The sequence below is a fragment of the Mesobacillus foraminis genome, from assembly GCF_004340465.1.
Taxonomy (GTDB): Bacteria; Bacillota; Bacilli; order Bacillales; family Cytobacillaceae; genus Mesobacillus_B; species Mesobacillus_B foraminis.
Genome location: NZ_SLVV01000005.1, coordinates 46,702 through 59,395 on the forward strand (window position 1 = coordinate 46,702; position 12,694 = coordinate 59,395).

Sequence of the window (12,694 nt, forward strand, 5' to 3'; positions counted from 1 at the left end):
GTTATTCAGTCAAAGATTTAATGCGAGATTCAAATTCAGATATCTTTTCGATTCGGACAAAAGCTTTGGGGCCTCAAGGAAAACTTCCCCTTACTGACCATATGCTTCGAAACGAACCAAGCGGGAATTTATTTGGCTTGACACAAAATGTCGGAATGGGATGGAAACCTTCCAAATTAAACGGCAAGCAGGTTCTTCTTTTAAGCACGCAAGGCGGAATGAAGGACACAAATGGGAATCCTATTGCACTCGGTTATCACACCGGCCATTGGGAACTGGATCTTTTAATGAAGGAAGCTGCACATGAAATCAGTGGAGCTGGCGGCATCCCTTTTGCGGCATACGTCAGTGACCCGTGTGATGGAAGATCACAAGGAACGACTGGCATGTTCGATTCCCTCCCCTTTCGAAATGACGCAGCGATCGTATTCAGGCGTTTAGTTCGCTCTTTGCCGACCCGGAAAGCCGCTATTGGAATAGCTACCTGTGATAAAGGGCTTCCGGCCATGATGATTGCCATGGCCTCCATGCATGACTTGCCTACGGTTGTCATTCCCGGCGGCGTCACACTTCCCCCTGTTTACGGTGAGGATGCAGCCAAGATACAAACGATTGGGGCGCGATATTCCAATGATGAATTAAGCCTTGAAGAAGCAGCTGAACTAGGCTGCCGGGCTTGCGCCACACCGGGGGGCGGATGCCAATTTCTTGGCACAGCTGCCACTGCACAGGTAGTCTCCGAGGCATTGGGGCTTTCAGTGCCGCATTCCGCATTGGCTCCCTCTGGCCAGGAGGTATGGAAGGAAATGGCCAGGCAATCAGCCCGTGCTGTTATTCACCTTGAAGAACAAGGCATTACAACAAAAGAAATTGTAACCAATGCCGCTATTCGAAATGCAATGGTGGTGCATGCTGCATTTGGCGGATCAACAAACCTGCTTTTACATATTCCTGCCATTGCCCATGCCGCCGGATGTGACATCCCTGCCGTCGAGGACTGGATTGAAGTGAACAAAGCGACTCCAAGGCTGGTCAGTGTTCTTCCAAACGGACCCGTTCACCACCCAACCATCCGGGCCTTTTTAGCGGGAGGAGTGCCCGAAGTCATGCTGCATTTGCGCTCTTTAGGTTTACTGGACGAAAGCGTTATGACAGTAACTGGGAAGACTTTGCGAGAGAACCTGGATTGGTGGGAGAAATCTGAAAGACGGAAAAAAATGAAGGAAATTCTTGAACTCGAAGATTATGTTCCTGCTGGCGAGGTGATCATGTCCCCAAGTGAGGCAAAGAAAAGAGGCCTTCATTCTACCTTGACGTTTCCGACCGGCAATATTGCACCTGAAGGATCCATCATCAAATCAACATCCATTGACCCTGAAAAACTGGATGAAAATGGAGTTTTCTATCATAAAAGCACTGCTAAAGTTTTTACGAGTGAGCGGGAAGCAATCTCGGCAATCAAAAATGGGGAAATCCATGCTGGCGATATCATGGTTGTGGTTGGCTGCGGCCCTCTTGGCACCGGTATGGAGGAAACCTATCAGCTCACTTCTGCCTTGAAGCATCTTTCTTACGGAAAACACGTGACTCTGTTGACGGATGCTCGTTTCTCGGGAGTGTCTACCGGGGCATGTATCGGTCATGTCGGGCCAGAAGGTCTTGCGGGCGGGCCAATTGGAAAATTAAGAACGGGAGACCTGATCGAGGTCTCAATCGATACACAGGCTCTGGAGGGTCATCTTCATTTTCTTGGAACCCTCGACAATGAAGCCACACCCGAAGAAGGAAGCATCATCCTTTCTCGGCGTCCTAGAAACGCGGAGGTAAAACCGTCACCGCAGCTTCCAGATGATACTCGTCTCTGGGCAGCCCTCCAATCGGTGAGTGGCGGCACTTGGCGCGGAAGCATCTATGACGTCGATCGGATTATTGAAGTGTTAAAGGCTGGGGAAGAAGCGTTGAAGAGGAGTCAGCAGGAAAGACAGCCGAACAGCCTTTAACCTGTATTTCCCTCCCTGCTTCATCATGCAGGCACCACACCTGGTCTATATTACATTATAAAATAACGGGATCCTTTTACAGGTTCCCGTTATCCGCATCTCACAGAGAAATCATCGTTACCAGATTAGTAAGAAACTAATAAACACAAAGGCTGTGGGAGCCTGGCCCCATAGCCTTCGATTTAACTCCTCAGTCCTTTTTAATAATCTTGATGTCCCTTTAAATTTCCTCTGTTTAATCCCTCATATTCTATTCTTATAAGCAGGCACTGCCCCACTTTCATTGCCCGGGACAACAGACGGGGAGAGAACACTGCGAAAGTTAAAAAACAGGTTCAGCAGAATTGCGGCCAGACTTCCGGTAATCACTCCGTCACTGACGATGATTCTTAATGCGGAAGGCAGTGAACTGAATAATTCCGGCACAACGGTGGTGCCGAGCCCTAGCGAAATGGAGCAGGCCACGATTAAAGCGTTATGCTGATTCCCGAAATTTACCTCACTCAACATTTTAATGCCTGAAAAGACAACCATTCCGAACATGACAACCGTGGCGCCGCCCAGCACAGCCGCAGGAATGATGGTTGCAAGCGCCGCAATCTTGGGAACGAGCCCGAGAAAAACGAGGATCGTTCCAGCTGCGACAATGACTCTTGATGATTTGTTTTGCGACATCTGTACAAGTCCTACATTTTGGGCAAAAGTGTTGTAAGGGAAGGCGTTAAAGATTCCCCCTAAGACAATGGCCAGGCCTTCTGCCCGATAACCGCGGGTGAGATCCTGCTGAGTCACCGGACGATCACAAATTTTCCCGAGGGCAAAGAACACACCTGTTGATTCCACAACAATGACCAAGCCAACGATTAGCATCGTCAATATTGGCCCAACCTCAAAGGAAGGAGCACCAAAATAGAAAGGCTGGGGAAGGTTGAACCACGATGCCTCCACGACCTCCTGAAAATTCACTTTCCCCATAATAGCCGCGGCTCCTGTACCGGCAATAATTCCAAGGAGGACAGAGAGGGACCGAACAAACCCCTGAAAGAAGCGGTTCATTAGGAGAATGAAAAGAATGACACCCATGGACAACATGAGGTTATCCAGGCTGCCGAAATCCGGTGTCCCGGCCCCGCCTGCCATATTCCGAATGCCCGATGGAATCAGTGATAATCCAATGATTACAACAACTGATCCTGTGACAACCGGCGGGAAGAATTTGACGAGCTTCCCCAGGAAGGGAGCAAACAAAAGGATGAACAGTCCCGCTGTAATAATGGATCCGTAAATCGCCGATATTCCATACTGCGATCCGATTGCAATCATCGGTGACAGAGCCACAAACGAAGCACCGAGCATAACGGGAAGACCAATGCCAAAGTACTTGTTTTTCCATGACTGCAATAAAGTGGCAATCCCGCAGGTTAATAAGTCGATTGCTACTAAGTAAGCCAATTGCTCCCCCGTAAGATTCAGGGCTCTCCCCACAAGCAGCGGGACGAGTATTGCCCCGGCATACATGGCCATGACGTGCTGAAACCCTAACGAAACTACTTTTGAATTCATCCCCAAAACCCCTTTGCTGTGCAATTTTTTAATAAAAAGAGCCGCAGAAATAGAAGGGTTTCCCTCCTATGTCTGCGGCTCCTAAATGACGTAAAACGAAATTTAAGCTCCCTAACCAAAAATCGTGTGAAGAAAACTTGATAAATCAAATTTCCTCCAAGAAATTAAGACTGCATTTCAATGGGCTGTTCCAGATAAATGACTGTACAGGCATGCTGGCTGGCAGGATCGTAATCCTTGAATATGGTGATCACCTTTATCCCAAACTGTTTCTCGAACTTCTCCTTTAAACGATGTTTATATTCGACGGCTAATGCCGCATCAACGGAAGCAGTAAGCTCTGTAAATCTTCCGCTCAGCACCGTTAGTAAAGGCGAACGCTTCGTCTGGGCAAAAATGACGATCCGGTTATCAACCATGTCAATTTTTTGCTTGCTGACCCCGATGCTGTAAATTTCCTGATTAACCTCGTTATAAAGCTGTGAAAGCCGCTTTTTAAAAGAAGTACTCATCTTCATTCACCATCACTTTAATTCTTACACTCATCATACGAAAATGAAGAACCTATGTCCCATTTAATGTGAGAATTTCTCACAATCTATTTTAATAAGATTTATCATCCTTCTATTCCTATTCACTTTTCCGGCAGCATCACTTATCCTAATTCTACGGTTACCTTTACGAGAGACTCCACCGGCAAGTTCACACCGAATTTCAAAACCTCCCTTGCATAAAACCTTCCAACTCTATTTTTCTGATAAATCCGAATTCCTGTACATACTAGAAAAGATTCGAATAAATATGTTATCCTAATTTCTCTACATACTTTATAACAACATGAGATTGAGGTGCTTGACATTGAAAAAATCAGAACTAATCAGCTCCGTTGCAGCTCAGACTGAGTTGTCAAAGAAAGCTGCAGGAATAGCTGTAGATACTATGCTGGAGACCATCTCAAATGTTCTTGCTAACGGGGAGAAAATCCAGATCGTTGGATTTGGAACATTTGAAGTGCGTGAGCGTGCTGACAGAATCGGCCGTAACCCGCAAACTGGGGAAGAAATATATATTACAGGCTCCAAAGTACCCGCTTTTAAACCTGGTAAGGACTTGAAGGAAGCCGTAAAAAAATAAGCCTTTAAAAAGAGCCAGGAAAGATTTATAGAATCTTCCCTGGCTCTTTTTTATATAAAAAACTTCTTCACTTAATCCTGTTTGGATGTACCAGCTCAGTTAGTCTTTTCCTTCTGTGTCAATACGCCCAAAATGCTTGATTTCGATATTCCGAAACACAGCGGTTCCTCCTTCGGAATAGAGGGTGATCCCCTTGTCATCGTGATCAGGGAATACTAAATTGGAATGCACAGTTTTACCATCATCCACGAAAACTTCAATCGTTGATGCATCAATCAGAATCTTTAAATGCACGTTCTTTTTACTGTGATTGAATGGTGCTTTGCTCTCCACGTTTAGCCCCTCTATTGGATGTCCTGTAAAGGCTCGATTCACATAGGAATAATTCTCCTCTAAAAACACTCCTACATCTATATAACTTTCTTTGTCTGCTGATTCCCTGAGCCTGATGCCTGTATTGGAAAGATCGGTCCAGGTGATATCAGCGTCCAGCTGAAATGCCTCACCTGTAATTGGCAAGGTTTTAAAGCCATTAACATTCACTTGGTCAATATAATCTGTGGATTGAACCAAATTCTGAAGTCCGTCAATTGGCTTTGAAGCCAGATAATAACGATTGCCGCCCTCATGCATTAATTCAATCTGGCGAACAATGGAATCTGTACCGTTAAAGCCCTCTTTCATGGTTGGAGTGTTATCAGCATAGTCCCAGTTATTCATCCAGGCGAGAGCATACCGCACCTTATGCTGGTCCGCTGCTTCCCCATCCTCAAACGTTACACCGCCATACCAGTCAAAGCCGTAATCGAGCCAGCCAGGATCTGGGTGATCAGGGATGAATTGCTTTCCGTCGAAATCTCCAGTCCAATAGGCATAAGTATTGGGCTTTCCAATTGCTTTTCCATTTGCACTGGCACCAAGCACCCATTTTAAGGCTCCGTCACTTCCCTCCATCATGTAAAGATCCGGGCACTCTAGAATTCCGATATCTTCTGTATAGAATCCGCTGATATAATGCCAGTTTTTCAAGTCAGGAGATTCATAAAATCCTATCTTGGCTCCCTCCGCCATGACCATTACCCACTTATCATGTGTGCTGTCCCAGATTATTTTTGGGTCTCTGAAATCCTTTGTTCCCGGATTTGGCATCACGGGGGTTTCGCTGTACGAGGTAAACGTCTTTCCATGATCCTTGCTGTACCATAGAAATTGTTCCTGCTGTTTCCCATTCGCAGACGGCTGGGTTACAATCGCTATCATGGCGCCTTTGCCAAATCCAGCTGTATTTTCCCAATCGATAACGACAGATCCCGACCATGGATCTCCATTTTTGTTCGTATACTTTGGAATGGCAATACCTTCGTCCTTCCAGTTCACTAAACCCTCTGAAGTTGCACGCCGCCATTCCGTGCCATTCCCGTCCGGATAATCCCCGTTATAGAGATAGTAGTAATGATATTTTCCATTATAATAAACCGGCCTCTGCGGATCGTTTTTCCATTTATCCGGAACAGTAAAGTGATACAGGGCCCTGTAAGAACCTTCTTTAGCGTCTGGATCTGAAGGGTGGACTGTTTCTGGTTTGCTTATTCTGGGCAGTTTGTACCCCTGATAGAATAAGAACCCGGTTAAAAGCAAAAGGAACAGGGCAATCATTGTTATCAACAGCCCCTTCCCTTTTGGCTTCCATCTTTCTTTGTTCATTGAAATCACCCCTCATTTCATCATTTCAGGTCAGATAAAAAAGAAAATGCCGGCTAAGAAGCGGCATTTTCTTTTTGGTCTGGATGTTCGAAAGCTGATTACTTATTTTCGTCGATGGTAATCTGCCCTTGCTCAAGAATGCCATCTTCCACAACAGAAGTTTTTGGCCCCTTGATGTTAAGCAGGAAGCTTGGCGCAAAAGTGGATTTATGATCTTCAAAGAATCCTCTGTTTGTCATATAGCTTGTCACGACGACATTGTCACTATCCTTCTGAGGAATAGCAAAGTGGGCATACGTCCAGGTGATGTCGCGTGGATCAAGGTCCTGGTGAAGGACAATTCCTGTTTTGTTCAATGGCTTGTACGGCCCAGTCAATGAATCAGAAACATAGCCTAATAGATAAATGTCCTCATTGTCAATTCCGTCAATCGTCATTTTTGATCCTCTTGAGCTTGTGAAGAGATACCATTTGCCGTCCTTTTTAAAGATATTTGGACGTTCGATTTCATCTGTTACTGTATTAGAAGCAATCAATGGCTTCATTTCTTTTTTAAAGGTAAAATCATCGTTAATTTCAATGATTCCAAGGGCACCGTTTGAGATTGCCGCTAAATCTTTCTTCGGGCTTTGTAAAAGGGCAGTCTTTTCAGCCTGGAAGAATGGAGTGTTTCCGCCATAATACGCTCTGTTATATAAAGACTCTTCTCCCTGATATCCGTATTCGGTTCCAGTATTTGCTTCAAAAACGAGGTACTTGCGGCCATTTTCTTCTATATAATGAGGGTCCCTCAATGTATGGTTATCGGCATAGTTTCCTTGGCCAAAGGCTTTATCGACACTCTGATAAACTTTGCTGTCTCCGCCTTCATAAATAGATTTGAAATCCTCAACGCCCTCTACCTTTAAGGTATCACCATCTGGCTGGGAAAGGTTGACTTGGGCAGTAGTCAGGGTTTGCTTGCCAAAACGACCTTGATCTGGATTCCAGGCTTCCCTGTTTGTATAGAATAACCGGACTTCCCCATCAGAGGTAAAGGTTGCAGAACCGGACCACTCTTCGGATTGATGTTTTAGATAAGGATCGTTCGGAACGTACTTATCATTGTCATCAAATACTCTTCCGGCATTTTCCCAAGCGTTAATGGAGTTGTCGCCTGTTTTTTTATAGAACATATAGATAAAAGTGTCACTGCCGTTCTTCGGGTCTCCAGCCAATCCAAAAACGATATGATAACCTTTATATTCTGCAACCGTGCCATCTGCATTTTGCAATGGCCAAGTATCCCAAACATCCATATCGATCAGGTTTCCTGACTCATCGTATTTTTTCGCTGATGGGATGTTTTTAATAGTCGAAGGATCGAATTGGGGAACGGTATACCTTTCATCCCCATGCTGCTTGATCATTTCCTTCATGTCAGAACGAGTGATATGGGAAATTCCGTAAGATTCCTTGTGGTCCATCGTATCTTTTTGCTGCGCAAATATTTGCGGCGCGCCAGCCCCTACCATTACAGCTGTACTGAATGCAACAGCGGCTGCTTGTTTGGTCAGTCTTTTAAAATTCATCGTCTTCCTCCTTGGATACTATGTAATTAATCTAATAGGAAAAGCATAGTGATCACTATTTACCAGTACGGTACTGAGCATTCCTATTATTAATTAAAAGTATAGAGGAGACCTCAATGGCTGAATATGTCATAGATTGATTGGTTTTTAGTCGTAAATTGATATGTCAGGAATCGTGGGGCAATAAAAAACAGCCCCGTTAAAGGAGGCTGCAAAGACTGAGCAAACAGCCAGAGGGTTATTGCGGATTTGCCCTGGCCTTGTCCCAGGATTTCTGAAACTCATGCAGCAGCTGTTTGCGGGTAAGCTGTTTACCGGCATACAATTGCATCGCAAGACCAAACTCCTCTCTCACCCCTACCGGGAATTCAGTCCAGTTGGAATCAAGGGTTTTTCCCGCTTTATAATAAGCAATTGTTTCATGAGCGAGGGATCCTAAATGGTCCGCTTTTATGTTCTTAAAAGCAGGAATAAATTTGAATTCCTCCGTCATAAACTGTTTCCCTTGCCGGGAAGATACCATCCAGTTTAAAAATTTCTTCGCTTCTTTTTTCTTTTCTTGTGAGGATTGTTTGTTGACCACCCAATAATTCGGGACATTAACGACTAATGCATCATTATCAGGGAGATCATTGATTGACAGCGGCAGGAAGCCCATATTCATTTGAGGCGAAAGCTGGTCAATCATCGGCTGTACCCAGTTGCCTTGCTGAATCATCGCTGCCTTCCCGGCAGCAAACAAATTCACTTCCATATTATAATCCGTGGAAAGCGGGTTGCTGTTTCCATATTTTAATGTTAAATCGAGCAGGTTGATCACATCATTGAATTTTTGATTGTCTTCAATCTTTTCCGACCCGTCATTTAGCTTTTTTATGAAAGCTGAAGGATCCTCCTGCTGGGCAAAAGCAATATTTAATAGGTGGACGCCTAATTTCCATTCTTCGTAGTACCCCGTAGCAAAAGGTGTAATTCCTGCATTCTGCAATTGTTCCGCTGCTGCCGTTAACCCAGTCAGCGTTTTAGGCCGGGTGTCAATCCCCGCCTTCTGAAATAAATCCTTATTATAAATGAATCCATACCCTTCAAGATTAAGGGGCATGCCATAAATACTGCCATCCATTTCAATCGGTCTTAAAGCATCTTCATAGGCATTGCCAACCCATGGCTGATCAGAGAGATCTTCCAGATAGTCCCTCCACAGCCTGGCATTTTCATATCCGGTGTTTGTGAAAATATCCGGTCCTTCCCCAGCAGCAATCTGTGCTTTCAGGTCTGTTAAGTCATCTGCCGCTCCGCCTACAGTGTGAATCTTAATGTTCACATGTGGGTTTTCCTTTTCATAAAAAGCCGCCATGTGTTCGAACTGTGTAGAGATTTCCACTTTTGGATTCCGGATGTCCAGCGTAATCTTTGGGTTAGATGCAGCCGTATCCGGCATGGCTGTATCTTCCGGGGAAGCCTGCTGGCAGGCACATAGAGAAAGACTCAGGAGCCCTGCTAAAAACATTCTTATCGGTAACTTTTTCATTCCTGCACCCCGTTTGGTAGATCAGCGGCAGGGAATCAAAAACTACCCGTCAGCTGTTTTTTCTGATTATTTCGATACTCAAAAGGCGTCTGTCCAACGACTTTTTTGAATAGTTTCGAAAAGTACTTCTCATCTTGATATCCTAGCATAAAGGAAATAGACAGAATGCTTTCGTCTGTTTCTCTTAACCAATATTGAGCCCGATCAATTCTAAGTTTCGCGATGTACTTCGACAGGGTCAGCCCAGTTTCTTGTTTGAACTTTCGCGAAATATGCTCCCGGCTCAGGAAAAATTTGCCCGACAGTTTTTCAAGAGTTAAATCTTCCATGTAATAGGCATTTACATAGTACACAATGTTACGCATGCGGCAGGCATGATCTAAATCGTTCAAACGGTGGATCGTCCTGAAATTCTGATCTTCCAATGCCTGTTGCAATTCCTTGAAGGAATGTGGAAGCTCCTCAAGTGACTTCAAGGATTCTCCATTAACAAGCCGGACAGGGATATCAAACTGAGTGCTGATCCACTCTTCGACGGAAAGCCACACTCCGTTAACAGTTATAACAAGACAAAGACAATGGTCATTCTGGAGGGCAAAGGCATTTCCCCATCCCTGATAGGCCAGCTCATCAGCCAGCCTTTGAATATAAGGGTCCGAATGGTGCATATGATAAAAAGAGATCAGGGCAGCCTCATACTCGTCTGTTGCCGGAAGACAGGCAGCAATTTCCGCTGGATCAAAAAGCTCTCCGCTGCATGCCTCCGTCACGATTTGATTGGTGCGGAGCCTTTTTATCTCTTCATAAACACCTGTCTCTTTCAGCTGGCGGTCTTCTTCGTCATTTGTCCAGGATTTAACGGCTTCCTCCAAAGTGCGATTAAAGGAGTCAGCCTCAATGGGTTTTAATAAATAATCGAAGCTGTTGCACTTGATTGCCTTCCGCATAAAGGAATAATCGTCATATCCGGTTATGAAGATCACTTTCCCCGGATAGGATAGGCTGTCAAGCCACTCAATAAGGTCAAGCCCCGTCATGCCAGGCATTTTCACATCTGTAAAAATGATTTCCGGCTGCTCCTTATCTATGATTCTCTTTGCTTCTTCTCCATTGCTTGCTTCGAACAGATCAGTGATGCCATACTTCTTCCACTGACCCAGTTCACGTATCACATAGCGTACATTGAATTCATCATCTATAATTAGAGCCTTCATAACCCTCTTTACTCCCTTCTTATATGAGTAAGATATCCTCCTGCCATCATTCTGGCGGACCGTTTTCTTTTGAACCCAGCGGAATGAAAAGCCTGACAAGGAACCCTTCTCCCTGCTTTGTATCGATTTCTAATCCCGCGTCCTGCCCATAGTTGAGGACCAGCCGGTCGTGGATATTTTTAAGGCCAATATGCTCCTGCGCATAGGAGCCTTCATATGGTTTTGTATAGATGTTTTCCTTCAGCTTTTTCAAATCTTCGGCCGTCATGCTGGGACCATTGTTCTCCACAAAGAGATTCAAGGCTGTCCCATCGACTTCTCCATAAATCGATAATTTCGCATCATAGAAACCTTCTTCATAACAGTGCTTAAAGAAATTTTCGACGAGCGGCTGAAGAATCATGCTTGGGATGGTCATATCAAGAATCCTGTCGTTAAAATCAATGGAACAATTCAGCTTATTTCCAAACCGCTCCATTTGAAGGGACAAGTAGGTTTTAATATAGTCGACTTCATTCCGGACCTTAATCCACTGATCCGCCCGCATGGAATATCGCATCATTTTCGACAATGAGGCGACCAGCTGGTAAACCTTCGGAGAATTCGATCGGAGGGCTACTGCCCCAATGGTTTGCAGTGCATTAAATAAGAAATGCGGATTCACCTGGGATTTTAAGGCCCTAAGCTGATTCTTCCTGTTTTCAATCTCCAGTTTATATTCGCGGTCGATATGAAGATTAATCCGATCCATCATGTCCTTCATATGTTTTTCAAGATGGCCTATTTCGTCTTCCCTGGTGCCAGCTTGAAATGGAACGGCCATATTTCCGCCTTCAATGGTCTGCACTTTCTTGCTTAGAAGTTTAATTGGCCGTGTAATCTTGTAAGAGATAATTCCAATCATTGCTAAGCCGAGCAGTCCGACCCCAATCCCAACCAGTATATTGGTATAGGCTGTCTGCCTGACATCGTGAAATAAAACCTGTTCTGGTGTCACTTTTATTAGCTTCCATTGGTTTAGCGGCCCTGCCAGTGTTTTGGACAGGATAATGTCTTCGTCTGTTTCCATCCCTTCAGAATCAATCGAATTTAACAGATCGGAAGGAACCGGTTCCCCAACAAGGTCTGCATCACTCGAATACATGATCATATCATCAGAGTTAATCAGCATGACAGCTTCTTCTTCATTTTGAACTAGGCTGCTGCATAAGCGGGCAAACGCATGCAAATCAATATCGATCGTAATGACTCCAAGAAATTCCTTGGACAATACGTCTCCTATTTTATGGTGAATGGTAGTAACCATCGTGTTATCTGACTGGGGAACAATGGCAGCATCATTATAGTTCTCAAGAGGATGGGGAGGCTCAATGAGATACTTTTCATCAGAATGGATCAGCTGTTTTATTGAATCTTGTTTTAGTAAATCAGGCTGGTATTTGCGGGTGCTGACCATTGCGTTGTAAACAGTGAATGATTCTTTAGTTTTATCAATATAAAAACGGACCTGCCGTATTTCGTTACGCATGAGATAAAACGTTTCGATGCTATTTTCCACTGCAATCGGATTGAAGTAGATTGAATCTTCGAATCCTTCATTAAAAATACGGTACAGATCGGGATTTCGGTATGAAATATAGGAAAGGTTGATCATATCATTAAAATATTGCTCCAGTTCTTTTGACGCTTCCTCCATTTGATTATGGCTGACTTCAAGCTCATGATCTTCCACCAATTTTTTGGTGTATCCGTAAATGAACAGAACCGATAAAAAATAAGGAAGGATAATAAAAATCAGGAGCATAAGAAATAAGCGGCTTTGGATGCTTTTCATATGGTGGTTCTCCTTATAAAATGGAAACCTATTTGCTAATAGCAAAAAAATGACTGAGCTAGGTCCAGCCATCCTCTCTGTTACTCTGTCTATAAATCTAATTCTATTTAAACGTCCCGTCAATATTGCACCACTTGGCATAT

9 protein-coding genes are annotated in these 12,694 nt (G+C 44.3%); 2 read left to right on the top strand and 7 right to left on the bottom strand.

What is annotated here, in order from left to right:
* Nucleotides 1-20 precede the first annotated feature (20 nt).
* The gene (locus tag EV146_RS09135) at nt 21-2,000 is read left to right on the top strand and encodes a YjhG/YagF family D-xylonate dehydratase (protein ID WP_132005858.1); all 1,980 of its coding nucleotides are present in this window, start codon (nt 21-23) and stop codon (nt 1,998-2,000) included.
* A 243-nt stretch (nt 2,001-2,243) separates the two neighbouring features.
* On the opposite strand, the gene EV146_RS09140 is transcribed toward EV146_RS09135, so the two are convergent.
* Both EV146_RS09140 and EV146_RS09145 read right to left on the bottom strand, forming a co-directional pair.
* Nucleotides 2,244-3,563, bottom strand: coding sequence for a nucleobase:cation symporter-2 family protein (locus EV146_RS09140; RefSeq protein ID WP_132005002.1), 1,320 nt, complete (start codon nt 3,561-3,563; stop codon nt 2,244-2,246).
* A 164-nt stretch (nt 3,564-3,727) separates the two neighbouring features.
* Entirely contained in the window at nt 3,728-4,075 is a 348-nt protein-coding gene (locus EV146_RS09145; RefSeq protein WP_132005005.1) for a Na-translocating system protein MpsC family protein, read from the bottom strand.
* Between the two features lie 346 nt (nt 4,076-4,421).
* On the opposite strand from EV146_RS09145, the gene EV146_RS09150 reads away from it, so the two are divergent.
* Nucleotides 4,422-4,697: an HU family DNA-binding protein gene (locus tag EV146_RS09150; protein WP_121613676.1), complete on the top strand. Its 276-nt coding sequence runs from the start codon at nt 4,422-4,424 to the stop codon at nt 4,695-4,697.
* Nucleotides 4,698-4,796: 99 nt separating this feature from the next.
* Here the strand turns inward: EV146_RS09150 and EV146_RS09155 are convergent, their stop codons facing one another.
* From EV146_RS09155 to EV146_RS09175, 5 genes are all read right to left on the bottom strand, one after another.
* A complete protein-coding gene (locus EV146_RS09155; RefSeq protein ID WP_181215849.1) occupies nt 4,797-6,401 on the bottom strand; it encodes a glycoside hydrolase family 32 protein in 1,605 nt (534 codons plus the stop codon).
* A 98-nt stretch (nt 6,402-6,499) separates the two neighbouring features.
* Entirely contained in the window at nt 6,500-7,972 is a 1,473-nt protein-coding gene (locus EV146_RS09160) for a glycoside hydrolase family 68 protein (protein ID WP_132005008.1), read from the bottom strand.
* A gap of 238 nt (nt 7,973-8,210) precedes the next feature.
* Nucleotides 8,211-9,503, bottom strand: coding sequence for an ABC transporter substrate-binding protein (locus EV146_RS09165; RefSeq protein ID WP_132005011.1), 1,293 nt, complete (start codon nt 9,501-9,503; stop codon nt 8,211-8,213).
* Between the two features lie 35 nt (nt 9,504-9,538).
* Nucleotides 9,539-10,717, bottom strand: coding sequence for a response regulator transcription factor (locus tag EV146_RS09170; RefSeq protein WP_132005014.1), 1,179 nt, complete (start codon nt 10,715-10,717; stop codon nt 9,539-9,541).
* A 46-nt stretch (nt 10,718-10,763) separates the two neighbouring features.
* Nucleotides 10,764-12,551, bottom strand: a complete 1,788-nt coding sequence (locus EV146_RS09175; protein ID WP_132005017.1) for a cache domain-containing sensor histidine kinase — start codon at nt 12,549-12,551, stop codon at nt 10,764-10,766.
* Between the last annotated feature and the right edge of the window lie 143 nt (nt 12,552-12,694).

What these genes read in the sequence shown, in the direction of transcription:
- EV146_RS09170 (WP_132005014.1), bottom strand. Translation starts at nt 10,717, where the DNA reads ATGAAGGCTCTAATTATAGATGATGAATTCAATGTACGCTATGTGATA.
- EV146_RS09135 (WP_132005858.1), top strand. Translation starts at nt 21, where the DNA reads ATGCGAGATTCAAATTCAGATATCTTTTCGATTCGGACAAAAGCTTTG.
- EV146_RS09175 (WP_132005017.1), bottom strand. Translation starts at nt 12,551, where the DNA reads ATGAAAAGCATCCAAAGCCGCTTATTTCTTATGCTCCTGATTTTTATT.
- EV146_RS09140 (WP_132005002.1), bottom strand. Translation starts at nt 3,563, where the DNA reads ATGAATTCAAAAGTAGTTTCGTTAGGGTTTCAGCACGTCATGGCCATG.
- EV146_RS09145 (WP_132005005.1), bottom strand. Translation starts at nt 4,075, where the DNA reads ATGAGTACTTCTTTTAAAAAGCGGCTTTCACAGCTTTATAACGAGGTT.
- EV146_RS09160 (WP_132005008.1), bottom strand. Translation starts at nt 7,972, where the DNA reads ATGAATTTTAAAAGACTGACCAAACAAGCAGCCGCTGTTGCATTCAGT.
- EV146_RS09155 (WP_181215849.1), bottom strand. Translation starts at nt 6,401, where the DNA reads ATGAACAAAGAAAGATGGAAGCCAAAAGGGAAGGGGCTGTTGATAACA.
- EV146_RS09165 (WP_132005011.1), bottom strand. Translation starts at nt 9,503, where the DNA reads ATGAAAAAGTTACCGATAAGAATGTTTTTAGCAGGGCTCCTGAGTCTT.